Annotated in this window: 17 protein-coding genes and 1 pseudogene; 4 read left to right on the top strand and 14 right to left on the bottom strand. The window is 72.8% G+C overall.

The annotated features are described in order from the left end of the window. Positions 1-122 precede the first annotated feature (122 nt). Complete coding sequence (locus tag ACZ4XJ_RS15555; RefSeq protein ID WP_362875271.1) at positions 123-563, top strand: hypothetical protein; 441 nt, start codon at positions 123-125, stop codon at positions 561-563. A gap of 73 nt (positions 564-636) precedes the next feature. Here the strand turns inward: ACZ4XJ_RS15555 and ACZ4XJ_RS15560 are convergent, their stop codons facing one another. The 6 genes from ACZ4XJ_RS15560 to ACZ4XJ_RS15585 form a co-directional block, all read right to left on the bottom strand. Beyond that, complete coding sequence (locus ACZ4XJ_RS15560; RefSeq protein ID WP_468496464.1) at positions 637-1,989, bottom strand: chloride channel protein; 1,353 nt, start codon at positions 1,987-1,989, stop codon at positions 637-639. A 70-nt stretch (positions 1,990-2,059) separates the two neighbouring features. Then, positions 2,060-2,653: a potassium channel family protein gene (locus tag ACZ4XJ_RS15565; RefSeq protein WP_468496465.1), complete on the bottom strand. Its 594-nt coding sequence runs from the start codon at positions 2,651-2,653 to the stop codon at positions 2,060-2,062. A gap of 49 nt (positions 2,654-2,702) precedes the next feature. Then, a complete protein-coding gene (locus tag ACZ4XJ_RS15570; RefSeq protein ID WP_468496466.1) occupies positions 2,703-3,926 on the bottom strand; it encodes a DUF2254 family protein in 1,224 nt (407 codons plus the stop codon). Further along, positions 3,913-5,301, bottom strand: coding sequence for a hypothetical protein (locus ACZ4XJ_RS15575; protein WP_468496467.1), 1,389 nt, complete (start codon positions 5,299-5,301; stop codon positions 3,913-3,915). The genes ACZ4XJ_RS15570 and ACZ4XJ_RS15575 overlap by 14 nt, the downstream gene beginning before the upstream one ends. 110 nt (positions 5,302-5,411) lie before the next feature. Continuing rightward, positions 5,412-6,758 carry a serine hydrolase domain-containing protein gene (locus ACZ4XJ_RS15580; protein ID WP_468496468.1) on the bottom strand — a complete coding sequence of 449 codons (1,347 nt, stop codon included), beginning with the start codon at positions 6,756-6,758 and terminating at the stop codon, positions 5,412-5,414. 98 nt (positions 6,759-6,856) lie between these two features. After that, positions 6,857-7,831 carry a LysR family transcriptional regulator gene (locus ACZ4XJ_RS15585; RefSeq protein ID WP_468496469.1) on the bottom strand — a complete coding sequence of 325 codons (975 nt, stop codon included), beginning with the start codon at positions 7,829-7,831 and terminating at the stop codon, positions 6,857-6,859. A 71-nt stretch (positions 7,832-7,902) separates the two neighbouring features. Between ACZ4XJ_RS15585 and ACZ4XJ_RS15590 the strand changes: the two genes are divergently transcribed. After that, positions 7,903-8,535 carry a maleylpyruvate isomerase family mycothiol-dependent enzyme gene (locus ACZ4XJ_RS15590; protein ID WP_362875278.1) on the top strand — a complete coding sequence of 211 codons (633 nt, stop codon included), beginning with the start codon at positions 7,903-7,905 and terminating at the stop codon, positions 8,533-8,535. 33 nt (positions 8,536-8,568) lie between these two features. On the opposite strand, the gene ACZ4XJ_RS15595 is transcribed toward ACZ4XJ_RS15590, so the two are convergent. From ACZ4XJ_RS15595 to ACZ4XJ_RS15610, 4 genes are all read right to left on the bottom strand, one after another. Next, positions 8,569-8,838, bottom strand: a complete 270-nt coding sequence (locus tag ACZ4XJ_RS15595) for a hypothetical protein (protein WP_362875279.1) — start codon at positions 8,836-8,838, stop codon at positions 8,569-8,571. A gap of 50 nt (positions 8,839-8,888) precedes the next feature. Beyond that, positions 8,889-9,155 carry a hypothetical protein gene (locus ACZ4XJ_RS15600; RefSeq protein WP_362875280.1) on the bottom strand — a complete coding sequence of 89 codons (267 nt, stop codon included), beginning with the start codon at positions 9,153-9,155 and terminating at the stop codon, positions 8,889-8,891. A 95-nt stretch (positions 9,156-9,250) separates the two neighbouring features. After that, positions 9,251-9,448, bottom strand: coding sequence for a hypothetical protein (locus ACZ4XJ_RS15605; RefSeq protein ID WP_362875281.1), 198 nt, complete (start codon positions 9,446-9,448; stop codon positions 9,251-9,253). Next, entirely contained in the window at positions 9,445-10,020 is a 576-nt protein-coding gene (locus tag ACZ4XJ_RS15610; protein WP_468496470.1) for a DUF5994 family protein, read from the bottom strand. The genes ACZ4XJ_RS15605 and ACZ4XJ_RS15610 overlap by 4 nt, the downstream gene beginning before the upstream one ends. A gap of 292 nt (positions 10,021-10,312) precedes the next feature. Between ACZ4XJ_RS15610 and ACZ4XJ_RS15615 the strand changes: the two genes are divergently transcribed. Then, positions 10,313-10,822 (top strand): DUF5994 family protein, encoded by a 510-nt coding sequence (locus ACZ4XJ_RS15615; protein WP_362875283.1) that lies wholly within the window; start codon positions 10,313-10,315, stop codon positions 10,820-10,822. A 213-nt stretch (positions 10,823-11,035) separates the two neighbouring features. Further along, complete coding sequence (locus ACZ4XJ_RS15620; protein WP_468496565.1) at positions 11,036-11,941, top strand: helix-turn-helix domain-containing protein; 906 nt, start codon at positions 11,036-11,038, stop codon at positions 11,939-11,941. 90 nt (positions 11,942-12,031) lie between these two features. On the opposite strand, the gene ACZ4XJ_RS15625 is transcribed toward ACZ4XJ_RS15620, so the two are convergent. From ACZ4XJ_RS15625 to ACZ4XJ_RS15640, 4 genes and pseudogenes are all read right to left on the bottom strand, one after another. Continuing rightward, positions 12,032-12,232: a hypothetical protein gene (locus ACZ4XJ_RS15625; RefSeq protein ID WP_468496471.1), complete on the bottom strand. Its 201-nt coding sequence runs from the start codon at positions 12,230-12,232 to the stop codon at positions 12,032-12,034. Positions 12,233-12,491: 259 nt separating this feature from the next. Beyond that, the gene (locus tag ACZ4XJ_RS15630; RefSeq protein ID WP_468496472.1) at positions 12,492-13,712 is read right to left on the bottom strand and encodes an HTTM domain-containing protein; all 1,221 of its coding nucleotides are present in this window, start codon (positions 13,710-13,712) and stop codon (positions 12,492-12,494) included. Next, complete coding sequence (locus ACZ4XJ_RS15635; protein WP_362875286.1) at positions 13,702-14,442, bottom strand: DUF5819 family protein; 741 nt, start codon at positions 14,440-14,442, stop codon at positions 13,702-13,704. Before ACZ4XJ_RS15635 ends, ACZ4XJ_RS15630 begins: the two co-directional genes overlap by 11 nt. A 111-nt stretch (positions 14,443-14,553) precedes the next feature. Beyond that, a pseudogene (locus tag ACZ4XJ_RS15640) lies at positions 14,554-14,753 on the bottom strand (hypothetical protein); the annotation flags it as partial.

Below are 14,753 nucleotides of genomic sequence, written 5' to 3' on the forward strand. Positions count from 1 at the left end.
GGCGACTCCGAACGGAGGGTGTCCGGGTGCGTCCCGTGTCGATCGATGCGGATACCGGTATATGTACTGATAAATCTCGTGCGTCCGCCCTGTCTGTTGTCTGGTCGAGGAAGGCCCCCTCCATGAAGCGTTTCCCGGTGATCGGCGTGCTCTGCGTCAGCGTGGTGTTCGGTCTGAGCGCGTGCTCGGACGACAGCGACAACTCGCCCTCCGACGAGGCCAGCAAGGCCACCCAGGCCGCAGCCGCCCTCTGTACCGATCTGGCCGCGCTGAAGGCCGACAACGCCAAGCTGAAGGCCCTGAGTCCGGCCAACGCGACGAAGGACCAGGTCAAGGACGCCTACGACGCCGTCCAGAAGGACTGGGAGGGCGTGAAGGAGAACACCTCCGCCCTCAAGGAGGCCGAGCGTTCCGCGGTGCAGTCCGCCGCCGAGGACCTCAAGAAGGCCTACGAGGCCCTCCCGGGCGACACCACCGGCCAGGACGCGCTGACCCAGCTCCAGCCGAAGATCCAGACCCTCGACCAGGCCACGACGTCCGCCTCCTCCGGCCTCAAGTGCTGACGAGGCCACGCTCCCCCCACGCGTCAAGGCCCCGCCCGGTCCTCCGGGCGGGGCCTTCGCGTCGTCCGGAGCGTCAGCCGCCGGCCGGCGCGGACGCGGGCGCCGCCCCGCCGACGGGCAGCAGCTCCGTGACGGCGAAGGCGACCACGACGGCCAGGATCACCACGGGCATCATCGCGGCGCTGCCCAGCAGCAGGACGACGAGGACCACGCTGCTCACCGGCAGCCGCAGCACGGCGGCCGTGGCGGCCGCCATCCCGGCGGCCATCGCGGGCGCGATGCCCAGGCCCGGCAGGGGCGCCAGAAGCACGCCCGCCGCGGCCCCGAGGAAGAGCGCGGGGAAGACGGGGCCGCCGCGCAGGCTACCGAGGCACAGCGCGTACGCGGCGCCCTTGAACAGCAGCAGGGCCAGCAGCGCGCCGATGCCCCAGGCGTACGGATCCGCCGCCAGCGAGGCGAGGGCGGCCTGCCCGGACAGCGCGGCCTCGGCCGGGGACCGGCCGGTGACCAGGGCGTAGAGGGCGGCACAGGCCGCGGCGCCGAGGGCGCACAGCACGGTCCGTACGAGGGGTCGCCCCGCGACCCACCCGGCGACGACCCGGGCCCCGGCCGACGCCGGGTACACGGCGACGGCGAAGGCCGCCCCGATGACCACCGCGTAGAACACGTCCGGCGCGTCCAGCCGGGGGAGCGGCGCGTACAGCTTGAGGGACAGGTCCCCGGTGCCGAGCCCCGTCCAGCGCCCGAGCCCCGTGAACACCAGGGACCCGACGCCGCTGGAGAGCAGGGCGGGCAGCATCACGGCGAACAGCTGGGGCCCGCCCACGCCGGCCACCTCGATCAGCAGGACCGCGGCGATGAGCGGGTTGCCGAAGATCGCCGCGATGGCGGCGGCGGACCCGGCCGCGCCCAGCAGCGCGAGCCCGCGCGGGGTCGCCGGCGCCCGCGACAGGTCCCGGAACAGCAGGGCGAGCCCGCCGCCCAGGGCGATCAGAGGTGCCTCGGGGCCCAGGACGGCCCCGAACGGCAGGCAGGCCGCCGCCGCGAGCAGGATCCCGGGCAGCGCGGCCGGCGAGGTGACCCCGGTGTGCAGCCCGGCCCCCGGCACGTCGCCGCCCGCGCCGGGCAGGTGCGTGGCGACCAGGCCGACGACGGTTCCGGCGACGAGCAGCAGCGGGAACGGCCACCACCAGGGCGGGTCCGTCAGGCCCAGGGCCGAGGGGAGGTCGGCCCACAGGACGTGCTCCAGCTCGTGCAGGCCCACCAGGAACCAGAACGCGGTCAGGGACACCGGGATGCCGATGAGGGCGCACAGGACGAGCGTCTTCAGGTAGCCGGGGCTGCGGAGGATCTGCTTCAGGACGTCGGCCTCCTGCGGCTGTCCGCCGGTCGTCGCGGGTTCGGCAGGGGTTCGCGGCTCCGCCATGGATCACGTCCTTTCGCGCTTCCTCGATGGTCCACCCGGGTGGCGCCGCCCGCCGCCGGAACGTCCGCCGTCAGGGTCCGTCGTCCGTGCCCGTGCCCGTGCCGCCCGCCGCGCGTCGGGCGACCCCGATCCTGACCGCGCTGAACAGCACCTTGGCGATCAGGCCGACCAGGATCAGGTCGGCGATCATCTGCACGGTGGTCAGCGCCCGGCCGGTCTGGGTGACGGGCGCGATGTCCCCGAACCCCACGGTCGCGAAGACGGTGACCGTGAAGTACAGGGCGTCGGTCCGGTTGAGCGGCTCCGAGAACGAGCCGGGCTCATTCTGCGAGAGCAGGAAGTACGTCACGGAGAACAGCAGCAGGAACAGCGGGACGGCGGTCGCCAGCGCCTCCACGGCCCGCAGCCGCGGGTGCTTCGCGTGGGTGATGGCGAAGACCTGCCAGACGACGAGCGCCCCGAACAGGCCGAGGCCCAGGATCAGCAGCAGCGCGGTCGTGACCCCTACCTCGTGGTCCAGCGGTGCCACGTAGAACAGCCAGGTGAGCAGACCGGCCGAGGCCACCGAGCGGGACAGCGGCGCCACGAGCATGCGGCGCAGCTGCCGGGGGGTGGCGCCGGCCCGGCCCGGTGCCGCGGATGCCTCGGGCGCCTCGGGTTCCATGGCTTCAGGAGAAGGCGCCGACGCGTTCCGCGCGACCCGGGCGCCCCCGCTACGGGGGCGGGGGCTCGGCCCACACCAGCGGGTGGGCCGAGCTGCCCGTACGGTCGACCCGGCGCAGGCGCTCCCGTACGATCGCGCGCCGCTCCGGGGGGCAGCGGACCTCCAGTCGGGCCAACAGGTCGCGGAGCCTGCGCAGGGCCATCGGGGAACCGGCGGCCGCGCGGGACAGCTCGTCGACGGCGGTGGCGACGTACTGCTCCCAGTCGGGGACCGGGAGCGTCACCCGCGGCCGGCCGGCGCCGTCGGAGAAGTCGCCGATGTCGAGGTCCCGGTCGGCCAGACGGGTCAACAGGTCCTCCGTACGGTCCATGCTCTCGACGGCCGTCGCCGGGTCGTTGACGGCCGGGGACAGCGCCCGCAGCGCGATGTCCGCGAGCAGCCGGAACGGCAGGTCGGGGTCCTGGTCGAAGGTGCGCTCGGAACCGGTCGTCACGGCGGCGAGCAGCGCGGGCGCGGGTGGTCCGGGGCCGCCCGAGACCTCGGCGAGCACCGAGCCCCGCCACACCGGCGTGCCGGGGGCGACGCGGAACGCGATCACGCAGTCGTGTCGCTCCGCGAGGGCGACCAGCGCGCGCACGTCGATCCGCTGGACCACGGTCGCCGCCCCGGACCACCGGACGGGAACGCCGTCCTCCCGTGGGTGGGGCTTCGGCCGGTCCGGGGCGTACGGGCGGTCGTACAGGTCGTCGAAGAGGAGGTGGGCGCGGCCGCAGATGGCGGTCAGCGAGTGGCCGAGCTGGATCGAGTCGAACGCCTTCATCTGCAGCGCCCGCATGAGGCCGATCGCGACCAGCGAGGCCAGCATGGCGACGCAGGGGGCGAGGGCCGAGACGCTGTCGCCGACGCCGATGGTCAGCCCCGAGGTGACGCAGAAGACGAACACGCCGACGGTGAAGGCGAAGGCCCGCCAGACGATCGGTTCGTCCCGGAACAGGGCCAGGCGCGGGGTGAAGGCGCCGGCCGAGAACTGCACGACCAGGAACAACATCGAGTAGATGATGCTGACCAGGCCGATCACGCCGAACCCGATGGTGAACAGCAGGTTCGCGGCGCGGCCGGCGTCGACCTGGGGCCCCGCCGACATCATCGGCACCACCAGCCCCAGCAGCAGCCCGCTGACGGCGCACAGCAGCTGCGACAGGTCCCGGCGGACCGCGCGCGCAGGGCGCCGGAACAGCGAGCCCGGCCGACCCCGCCGGTCAGGGGCCCGCACGCGCCGCACCCCCGTCCCCGTCACCGGGCGCGACTCCGGCACCGGTCCGGCCGGCGGCGGCCAGCAGGGCGAGCACCGCGAGGACGGCGAGCAGGACCAGTACCAGCAGCAGCACGGTGAGCACCGTCGGATGGTTCCACAGCGCGAACACCACCGCGATGACGGTCACCACCACCGCGGTCACCCACCGCCGGTTCGTCTCCACCCAGGCGCCCGCGCGCCCGCCGGCCACCCCGTGGGCGGCGCCCCACCGGGCGGTGGCGTCGGCGGTGCGCTCCGCCCGGCCGCGCACCCCGCGCGCCAACCCGCCCGGCCCGGTGAGGTACGCGCCGAGCGCCACGACGACCCCGAGCACCAGGGCGGTCCGCAGGGCGACCCGCAGGAACCGGACGAGCGTGTCGAAGACCGCCGCCGCGGCCGCCGGGGACTGGACCTGCGCGGGCAGGTGGTCCAGGTAGGAGCGGCGTACGACGACCAGGGCGATGCCGACCAGCAGGCAGCAGGCGGCCGCGCAGAGGGCGGTGGTCACCAGCGCGCGGCGGCGGCGCCGGGCGAGCAGGACGCCGGCCGCGGCGAGGGCCACGGTCAGCACGGGCAGCCAGTTGCCGACGACGTCGAGGAGGTGGACGGCGCCCCGGATCTTCTTCAGCTCGTCGGACTGGAAGAGGACCATCTGCTGGTCGACGTCCGGGATCCTCGCGGCCGGGGAGAGGCCGGCGTCGACGAGTTCCCTCTTGACGGTTTCCACGGCGGTGCCGAGGTCGAGGGTGACGGTGCCGCCGTCGACCTCCACCGCCCCCCGGCCGTGGCCGGTGAGCGCGCGCACCACGGCCCCGTGGGCGAGGCGGTTGGCGCGGGTCCACACCGCCTCGAAGCGGTCGCTCCCGACGAAGCGGGTGGCGACCTTCGAGACGGCCTCGTCGGCGGCGGAGTCCAGGGAGGGCCCGAGCGCCTTGACGGCCGTGCCGACCCTCGGCGGCAGCCCCTGCTCCTCCAGCCACTTCGCGAGGTCGGCGGTGATGCGGGCCCCGTCGACCCGTACGTCCGCCGCCTCGGCGATCCGGTGCACGGCGGCCGCCTCGATCGCCGGGTTCGAGGCGAGGGGTGCGACGGTGGACACGTAGCGGCCGGTGTCCAGCACGATGTCGTGCACCCAGACGGTGATCAGGGACAGCGGGACGAAGAGGCAGGCGAGGGTGATCAGGACCGCCGAGAACGCGCGCCGCACGATCCGCCCCACCCGCGACGTCCCCCGCGGCGCGGCCAGGTCCGGCGGGCCGGGCGGATCGGGCGGATCGGACGGCGCGGACGGCGCGGGCGGCGCGGACGGGCCGGGCGGGTCGGGCGGGTCGGGCGGGTCGGACGGCAGGGTCATGGCACTCCCGGGAACGGCTGGGGCGGAACGCCGCCTCCTGCCATTGGGCACGTGCCGCCCCGCGCCGCGCACGCCCGGTTGGGCCCGTCGGGTGCACGTACGCCCACGGCCTAGCCGTCGGTGACGGTGGGCAGCGCGAGGCCGTAGACCTGGTTGAGGACGGTGGGCAGCAGGGCGTTGGCCGTCGTCCTGCCGTCGGGCGACAGCGTCAGGTTCGTCCAGATGACGAGCGTGACGTCGTGTTCCGGGTCGTGGCCGATGAAGGAGTTGAAGCCGGGCAGCTCACCGCCGTGGTAGTACATCGCGGCCTGCGGGGCGAAGCGCTGGTAGGAGATGCCGTACCCGTACTTCTGCCCGTCGGGCGCCGCCGGGTCCTCGGCCCGTGGGCTGTCGAGCCACTGCTTCTGCGTGGCGGGGTCGAGGACCTTGCCCGTGACCAGCGACCGGATCCAGGTGGCCAGGTCGTCGGCGGTGGATACGGCGCTGCCGGCGGCGGCCGCGTACGAGGGGTTCTGACGGGTGTAGTCCACCGGCTTCAGCTCCCCGGACAGCGCCGCCGCCCGCAGGTCGGCCGGGTACGGCTCGTCGACGAGCGCGTACGCCGAACCGCCGTACATGTAGCCGTGCGCGTAGGGGCTCGGCAGGGTCGTGTCGTCGGCGGCGGGCAGCGAACTCCCGACCATCCTGAGCGGGGCGTACAGCCGGTCGTGGAACTGCCGGGCCAACGGGAGGCCGCCCGCCTTCTCGGCGACCAGGCCCAGCAGGACGTAGTTGGTGTTGCTGTACTCGAACGAGGCGTCGGGCGCGAAGTTCGGGGGGCGCCGGAACGAGAGGTCCAGCATCTCGCGCGGCGTCACGGCCCTGCCCGGGTCGGAGTCCATCCGCGCGGCGAGTTCGGGCGCGTCGGTGTGGTTCCAGAGCCCGCTGCGCATCCTCAGCAGGTCGGCGAGGGTGATGTGCTCGCCGTTCGGCACGCCGGGGACGTACGCGGACACCGGATCGGTCAGCTCCAGCCTGCCGTCCTGCGCCAGCAGCATGATCAGCGCGGCGGTCATGGTCTTGGTGTTGGAGGCGATCCGGAAGTGGTCGGCGGTCGTGGGGCGGTCGGAGGTGCCCAGCTTGGTCGTGCCGACGGCCGCACGGAAGGTGCCCTGCGGGGTACGGAGCAACACGACCGCGCCCGGAACCCCCAGTTCCTTCGCCGCCGCCGCCACGGCGGACCGCAGTGCGGCCGGATCGACGGGCTCCAGGGCCGCCGGGAGGGCGGGGCCCGCGGTGGAAACCGTCGGACCGGCCGGGTCCGCGGCCCCCGTCGCCCCGGCCGGCAGCGCGCAGCCCACGATCAGCAGGGCCGCGCACGGCGCCACCACGGCCGTACGGGGTGGGAATCGCCGCAGCCGGTGGAGCCGGTCGGATCGGCGGTACGGGGCTTCGTCCTCGGCCCGGGAGTTGCTCATGCCGGCATCACAGCCTTCGCCCTCGTGCACGGCGATCCGGCGGTCCGGCGCCCCGACCGGGGCGCGGGGCCCGAATTCGCCCGAATGGGGGCAATCAACTATTCCACAACCGGTTCGTCCGGGTCGGCCGGCCGGGAGCGCCGCCGGCCCCGGGAGCCGGCCGCCGCGAGGTCGGTCCGCAGCCGGTCCAGCAGCGCCGCAGCGGCCGGGCCGGTCGGCCCGGCCGTCCGCCAGGCGAGGGCGACCCGGGCGCGCGGCTGCGGTTCGGCGAAGGGCAGCATCCGCAGGCCGAGGGAGGCGGCGAGGGATTCCGGGAGCCTCGGTACGGCTGCCACCCCGAGCCCCCGGGCGGCGAGCTGGGCCAGGAACCGTGGATCGGCCGCCTCGAACACCACGCGCGGCCGGAACCCGGCCCGTGCGCAGGCGCGTTCCAGTACCCCGCGACTGCCGGTGCCGCGCGGCAGGCTGATCACCGGCCGCTCTCGCAACGCCTCCAGCGGCAGGCCCGGCCCGTCGGCGTCGCCCGCGAGCGCGACCAGGGGGTCGTCGGGGGCGACGGCGGCGACGAGCGGCTCGTCGATCAGGACCTGGAGGCCGACCCCCGTCGGCGGTTCCTCGTCCGCGAGCCCGATCAGCGCGAGGTCGAGCACGCCGTCCCGCAGCGCGTCGAGCATCCGCTCCGAGGAGTCCTCCGTCACCGCGACCTCGATGTGCCGGTGCCGGGCGTGGAACGCGGCCAACGCGGCGGCCAGGTCGAACTCGTGGACGGCGGCCCCGGAGAGCACGCCGATGGCGACCCGCCCGCGCAACAGCCCCCCGTACTCGTCCGCCACCTGCCGGGCGCCCTCGACGGCGGCGAGCGCGGCCCGCGCGTACGGCAACAGGGCCCGCCCCACATCCGTCGGCGTCACCGACCGGCCCGAGCGGTCCAACAGCGGCTGCCCGAGCTCCCGTTCAAGCTGGCGGATCTGGGCGCTGATCCCCGGCTGGGCCAGGTGCAGCCGGGCGGCGGCCCGGGTGAAACCGGCCTCCTCGACCACCGCGACGAAGTACTGCAACTGCCGGAGCTCCATAACCAGGAATTCTAGGATCGAGCACAACTGTCTCTTGGACTTCTGCACGCCTTCGCGATCACCCTGGACGCATGACGGACACCACGGAACTCGCAGCGCTCATGGCGGACGAACGGCGTGCACTGGCAGCCGTGTTGGACGACCTCCCGGCCGAGAGCTGGGACGCCCCGACCCTGTGTGCGGGGTGGCGGGTGCGCGAGGTCGCGGCCCACATGACGATGGGATTCCGCTACTCCCTCGCGAAGACGGCCCGGGAACTCGTCAGGGCGGGCGGTCGCCTCCACCGGATGACCGACGCCTGCGCCCGCCGGGACGCCGCCGCGTACCCACCCGGTCAACTCGCCGCGTTCCTACGGGAGAACGCGCACCATCCGTGGACCCCGCCGGTCGGCGGCCTCCCGATGGCGCTGGCCCACGACGTCGTGCACGGCCTGGACATCACGGTCGCGCTGGGCCTCGACCGACGCGTGCCCGAGGACCGCCTGCGCGTCCTGCTCGCCGGCGTCGACGCCCGCACCCTCAGGTTCTTCCGTACGGACCTCACCGGCGTCGAACTCCGCGCCACCGACCTCGACTGGTCCTTCGGCGCCGGCGCCCCCCTCCACGGCACCGCCCAGGACCTCCTCCTCGTCGCCCACGGCCGCGCACTCCCGCCGGGCCGGCTCGCGGAGTCCCCCTTGGGCGCCCGCTTCACCCGTCCCTGAACCACATGCGACCCCTCACCCGTGCGGGCGGGTTCAGCCGTCCTCCTCCTCGGTCTCCATGCGTCGGATTCCCTCGTGGGTGAGGGTGACCATCGCGGGGGTGTTGCCGGGTTCCCAGTCGACGGTGATCAGCCCTTCGCCCGCCAGGTAGGTGCAGGCGGCCGCCAGGTCCTGTTCGGGGACGTGGAGGTCGCGGCGCAGCTGTGCTCCGGTGATGCCGAGGAGGCGGTTGCCCTCGACGGCTTCGTACAGGACCCGGAGCACCTGACCGCGGTAGGTCTTGCGCTCGCGCAGTGTGGCCATGACCGGGTCCTTTCATGTGCGGGAGGGGAGTTCTGGTGCCCGTCGGGCTCTCAGACCTCGTCGGAATGGGCGCAGGCGCCGACCGGGGTCGGGCCGGCGACCGGCCGGGAGCGGTCGTGGTCCGCGGGTGTCGCCGTGTCGACGGTGAGGTGTAGACGGGTGCCGCCGTCGGGGCCGGGATAGCTGCGCTGTTCCGTTCCGGCGAAGGAGTGGCGCAGCGCCTGCGCGACCGCTCGGGCGGCTTCGGGCGTCCGCGCGATGATCCGGACCTCGGCGTGCCCGAGCGATGACATGGGCTCGGTCTCGATGTGCTCCACGTGGGCGTGTTCCCTTTCGGAGTGGGGGAGGAGCCGACCGGGCGGGACGCAGTGGCGTCCCGCCCGATGCCCCCGGTCGGAGGAAGGTCTTTCCGTCACTGGTCCGCGTCCCCGCGGTGGGCTCCACGACCGGTGTCGTTCGGCAGCCCGGGAGGCCTCGGCAGGGGCTCGCTGAAGCGGTACGCCTCGATCCGTGCGTCGTGCTGGGCGTTGAGCAGGTGGATCACGCGCATGCCGGAGCCGATCACGAGGATGATCACCGCGATGAGGACGACGGTCTCCACGGAACTCACCGCCTGCCGTTCCCGGGCAGCGGCGGGCCGCCTCGCTCCAGCGGGATCCCGACGGGGGACATGCAGGCCCCGCCCTCGCCCTCCCAGCCGGCTTCCTGGCGCTGGACGTCGCGGACGCCGCGCCCGATCGTGGCCTCGTTGGCCATGAGGACGCCTGCGGTCAGGACGCTCCCCGGGATCGCGGCGGCGGCCATCAGCCGGGTCGCGGCGGCGGGTTCGGTCTCGGGCGGTATGACGAGGAGGTCCCAGCGGCCGACCGTGTAGGAGAGCAGGATCAGCTTGTCGGGGTCCTGTTCGGTGAACCACCCCACGTGCATCGTGCGCCCGTCGACGGCGACCGTGTGCGGTACGACGGGCCAGCGGGCGGGGTTCACGGTGACCCGGGTGACGCGGCCCCAGGGTTCCTCCAACGCGGCGGCGAGCGGTGGGAGCTCGGCTCCGAGATCGCGGGAGCGGGGCCACCAGGCGCCGTCCAGCCGGCCGGCGAGCATGGTCTTCGGGGTGAGGGACAAACGGGCCGGGAGCTCTGCGGCGAGGACGCGGGGCGCGGTCCGGACGAGGGTCGTGGTCATGATGCGGACCTGCCCCCGGACTGCCCGTCGGCAGTCCGGTTTTTAGGCGATCGCCGGAAATGACACCCGCGTGAAAGCCGGTGTGCGAAGTACTTCCGGTGCTTTTACTGTACGCCTGTTCGATGGGTTATGGACGGGTTGACCAGGTATTTTCCGGCAGGGGTGCCGTGGAGAGCGGTGGTGCGGACGGCGGGAGTACCGTGAAACGACGGCGGGCTCGCGTACGTCGCAGGTCGGCACCGGTGTCGGCATGCGACGGCAGCGGCCGCACCCCGTAGACGGGCGGACCCACATGGTTGACTCCGACACCCCCCACACGCTTCCGCTGCTCCTGCCGGATGCGATCCACCACGCGATCAAGCCCGGCACCGCCCTGTTGCGGTTGGAGACCACGCGGTCCCGGGAAGGGCTCCTGGACGGTGCGTGGTGGCCGCGCACGCGCAACATCGAGACCGAGCTGCCCGCGCTGATCGGCGCGCTGATCGAGCACCTCGGGGCCATCACCCGGGTCGGGGTGGACGCCTCCGCCTGGAACGGCCTCCCCACCCGCCTGGTCATCGAGGGTCAGGTCGTGCACCTCGACTCCGACCCGGTCGGCGACGACACCGTCCTCATCACCCGTGGCCACAACGACCACTTCGCCCTGCTGGTGGTTCCCCCGGACACCACCGCCGACGCCGCCCGCGAAGCGATGGCCCGCGCCGTCCGCGCCGACAACATCACCCGAGCCGCTGAACTCCTCATCGCCACCACGCCCGACCCGACGGAGGGGAGTCCTGGACCGCCGGCGACGTCCGGCTGAGGGTGACGGTGTTCGGCGACGGTTATCTCCATTCCTCCATTCCTTCATTCCTTTATTGCAACCGGAAAATATGGTCAACCGGGTGCGAGGCGACGCGAGTTCGGGTCCGGCGGAAATCGCCGTGCTCGACGCGAGGTCAAGGCGTATCCACCTGCCCCGGCCGTGGCAATCTTCTCGCCAGCACAGATTTTTGGAGTGGAGGTACGCAACCCCGTGGGTGTCATTGTCAATCCCACCGTGAGCAGGCGCCGACTGGGGTCGGAGCTACGTCGGCTCAGGGAGATCAGCGGTATGACGACGCAGCAGGTGTCGACCAGCCTGCTGATTTCCCAGCCCAAGATCAGCCTGTTGGAAAACGGCCGCCGCAACATCAAGCCGCGCGACGTGCGAGATCTCTGCGGGCTGTACGGAGTCCGGGATCAGCGGCGTCTCGAGGATCTGATGAGGATGGCGGGGGAATCGGGTGGGCAGGGCTGGTGGACCGCCTACGACGACATCCCGTACGGCGCCTACATCGGCCTGGAGACCGAGGCGGCCGCGGTCCGCTGCTACGAGCCCCACATGATCCCCGGCCTGCTGCAGACCCCCGCCTACGCGCGGGCGGTCATCGCAGGAACGATCCCTCAAGCCACCGCCGGACAGGCCCGCACACGCCTCGAAGTACGGATGCGGCGCCAGGACCGGCTGCGCGTCCCGGGCAACCCGCTGCGCTTATGGGTCGTGCTGGAGGCGTCGGCGCTGCGCCGCGTCATGGGCAGCCGCGAGGTCATGCGCGAACAGCTGGAACATCTGACCCACCTCGGCGCTCAACCACACGTCACGGTGCAGGTCCTCCCCCCCGATGTGGGGGCGCACCCGGGTGTCCCCGGACAGTTCACGCTGCTCGAGTTCGCCGAGACCACCGATGGGAGCGTGGTGTATCTGGAGAGGTTCACCAGCGACCTCTATCTGGAAAAACGATCCGACGTACGACGCTACGGCGACGTGTACGCACACTTGCAGGCCCAGGCGCTGAGCCCGGAGGATAGCCGGATCTTCGTCGAGGAAGTCGTCGGGGCGTACGCAGACGGCCCCGAACCGTCGCCGGACACCCGCGCGCCGTCCCTGTCGGTCCCGTGAGCACCGTCGTCCCGCGCGGCAGGTGACAGGGCCCGGCCGGCGCGACGAGGGGCCGCCGGCCGGGCCACGGGGGTGGGAGCGGTGCTGCCGTCAGAGGTTCTCGTCGTGCAGGTCCTCTTCGCGCAGCAGGTCGTCCTCGCGGCGGCGCGAGGGCTCCTTCCGACCCTGCTTCTGTCCCTGCTCGCGGGACGACCTGCCCGGCTGGGGGTGAGCGGGGTCTCCGGAGCGATGGTGCTCCTGCGCCTCGCTGCCCTTGGCCGGCTCCTTGGGCTTGTCCTGCGTACCGTCCATGACGGCGACTCCTTCTGGTGCGTGGGGTGCGGGTTCCTCTGGGACGACGCTGACACGCACGGTTGCGGTCTGCATCATTTCGACCGCGAGGCGAGGCACGCGGGTGATGCCCGTCCCCGATGCGGCGGTCCGGGAAGGCCCCGGGCCGGCCGTTGGGCGCCCGGGGGCGGGTGCCGTTCCCGCCCGCCCCGCCAGTGGGTCGTCATCGCTCCCGCCCGTGCCGTCCGGCCCGTGACCACCGGTGCCGCGGTCCGGCCGCTCAACTCCGGTCGGGCGCGAGCCTCGTAGCCGGCGTGGTGCCGCTCCGCGCCGGGGCGGCCGGTTGCTCGGAGTCGGGGACGCCCGGCCTGCCCTGCGGTGGTACGGATCCCCGTTCCGCCGCTCGGCCGGGCGCGGGTCGCCACCTCCCCGTACGTCGTACGGCGCGTCGCCACAGGCGGGGCAGGAAGGCGTAGAAGCGGTCGGGAAGGAAGACGGCGTCCGCGACGATCATCGCGCCGGAGAAGAGGGGCAGCCCCAGGAGCACCGCGATGCCGAGGTGCATGCCCAGCAGCACGGTCAGGACCGGGTACTTGAGCTTCCCGAAGAGCACGAACGGGAAGGCGACCTGCAGGAGCACCGTCACGTAGCCGGCGATCGCGATCACCATCGGGTAGTCGTCGATGAGGTGGGAGAGCGCGGGCCAGGGCTGGAAGAGTTCGAGGTTCAGCGCGTAGTGGAGAGCGGTGCCGCCGCCCCAGGTGGGGCCCTGGATCTTGTACAGACCGGCTGATCCGTAGAGGAAGCAGACCTGCGCCGCGATGACGAGGATGCCGCAGTTGTGCACCACCGTGGTCAAGGTGGTACGAGCGTCGAGGAGTTGCCGTGCGTACGGGCTCCGCACCGGCTCCGGCGCCTCGTCCGCGCGAGCCGCCCTGAGCCGCTCCCGGCGGGCGTCCAGGGACCAGCGCCGACCGCAGGCGGTGAGGACGAGGTAGAGGGCCATCAGCAGGATCAGGTTGTCGCCCCCGTCCGTCATGAAGATCGACCTGGCATGGAACGAGGCCACCACGACGGCGAACAGGACGGACGTGGCGCGGGTCCGCCAACCCAGCATGAACAGCGCCGACGTGAGGACGGCCGTCACGTAGCAGAGTTCGAAGTAGGCGCGGCTGTCGGACAGGATCAGGAGGCTGTTCCAGCCCGTCTGGTCGAAGAGCTGTTGGGCCAGCGCCGGTGTCCAGGGGGACCCGGGGCCCCAGATCTCGTCGCGGTGCGGGAACTCGCGCAGCAGGAAGATCAGGTAGAGCATCCCGTAGCCGATGCGCAGGACCGATGCGGCGTACAGGGAGATCGGCCGGTCGGTGAGGAGCGTCCACAGACCGCCGATCCGGTCGAGGAGCCACCGGTGGGCCGTACCGGCGAGCGAAGGCTCGCGGGCCGCGGGTCGGTGCGGCGAGGCTGCCGCGGAAGCGGGCTGGGGGGTCTGCTCATTTCCCATGGGAGGTCACCTTCCACCAGGGCAGGAGCCGGTCCTCGGTGGGCGCCGGCGGGCGACTGCCGGCCGGCGCACCGGGCCCGGCGACGGGCAGAGTGACGACCCGGAGCTGGACGAAGTCGAAAGCGCCGCCGTCGGTGTGGGCGGCGACGCGGTCCGCGGCGATGTTGGCCAGGTACGTCCGCAGCATCACGGCCCGTTCGGAGCGTGCCGTGTCGCTGCCTCCGTGCGTCTCGGTGTAGGAGGTCCAGGCGCGGCGCAGCAGGTTCTGGGACGTGTGGCTCGGAAACACGTTGTGGTCGACCGCCGCGTGGTCCACGGCGGCCAGGTCGAACCAGGGGGACACCCGCATCGATCCCTCGGCGTCGGTGTGTGCGGTTCGAGCCAGGATCTTCCGGTTGGAGGAGTCGGGGTCCGGGGCGAAGAGCCGCCAGTTCTGCTCGAAGAGCGGGAACACCCATCCGTTGACCTGCGAGCTGTACCGCTTCGACACGGGGTTGGAGGGGGCCACGTGGAGGAACACCAGGACGACGTGGACCAGAGCGGTCACCAGGCAGAGGACCGCGGCGGCGCGCAGCCCCGCTCTCAGCACACGCACACCCATGGGTGACGTGGGCGGCCCGACCGTTTCGTCATGGCGCTCCTGGGGGACCGGACCGGAGTCGGACCGATGGAGTTCCTTCACGCCCGCGGATTCGATTCCGCTCAACACCGCCCACCCGGCCCTTCTCATGTTGCTGTTCGCCTGAGGTCTTCGCGATTCCCACGGACGGCGCGCGGCGGATTCGATGAGGATTCCGCCGCGCGCCTTCATCCGATGAACGGGCTTCGTGCGGCCTGACGCCTAGCCCTCGTGGCCCGCGGGCTTGTTGCCGTAGCCGTAGTGGTCGCCGGGCTTCCCGTCGTGGCCGTGGCCGTGGCCGTGGTCCGGCTTACCGGGCTTCCCGTCGTGGCCGTGGCCGTGGTCCGGCTTACCGGGCTTCCCGTCGTGGCCGTGGCCGTGGTCCGGCTTACCGGGCTTCCCGTCGTGGCCGTGGCCGTGGT

The sequence above is a fragment of the Streptomyces sp. NPDC029836 genome, assembly GCF_055574495.1.

Coding starts and splice junctions, on each gene's coding strand:
- ACZ4XJ_RS15555 (WP_362875271.1), top strand. CDS start 123: ATGAAGCGTTTCCCGGTGATCGGCGTGCTCTGCGTCAGCGTGGTGTTC.
- ACZ4XJ_RS15560 (WP_468496464.1), bottom strand. CDS start 1,989: ATGGCGGAGCCGCGAACCCCTGCCGAACCCGCGACGACCGGCGGACAG.
- ACZ4XJ_RS15565 (WP_468496465.1), bottom strand. CDS start 2,653: ATGGAACCCGAGGCGCCCGAGGCATCCGCGGCACCGGGCCGGGCCGGC.
- ACZ4XJ_RS15575 (WP_468496467.1), bottom strand. CDS start 5,301: ATGACCCTGCCGTCCGACCCGCCCGACCCGCCCGACCCGCCCGGCCCG.
- ACZ4XJ_RS15580 (WP_468496468.1), bottom strand. CDS start 6,758: ATGAGCAACTCCCGGGCCGAGGACGAAGCCCCGTACCGCCGATCCGAC.
- ACZ4XJ_RS15585 (WP_468496469.1), bottom strand. CDS start 7,831: ATGGAGCTCCGGCAGTTGCAGTACTTCGTCGCGGTGGTCGAGGAGGCC.
- ACZ4XJ_RS15590 (WP_362875278.1), top strand. CDS start 7,903: ATGACGGACACCACGGAACTCGCAGCGCTCATGGCGGACGAACGGCGT.
- ACZ4XJ_RS15595 (WP_362875279.1), bottom strand. CDS start 8,838: ATGGCCACACTGCGCGAGCGCAAGACCTACCGCGGTCAGGTGCTCCGG.
- ACZ4XJ_RS15610 (WP_468496470.1), bottom strand. CDS start 10,020: ATGACCACGACCCTCGTCCGGACCGCGCCCCGCGTCCTCGCCGCAGAG.
- ACZ4XJ_RS15615 (WP_362875283.1), top strand. CDS start 10,313: ATGGTTGACTCCGACACCCCCCACACGCTTCCGCTGCTCCTGCCGGAT.
- ACZ4XJ_RS15625 (WP_468496471.1), bottom strand. CDS start 12,232: ATGGACGGTACGCAGGACAAGCCCAAGGAGCCGGCCAAGGGCAGCGAG.
- ACZ4XJ_RS15630 (WP_468496472.1), bottom strand. CDS start 13,712: ATGGGAAATGAGCAGACCCCCCAGCCCGCTTCCGCGGCAGCCTCGCCG.
- ACZ4XJ_RS15635 (WP_362875286.1), bottom strand. CDS start 14,442: ATGAGAAGGGCCGGGTGGGCGGTGTTGAGCGGAATCGAATCCGCGGGC.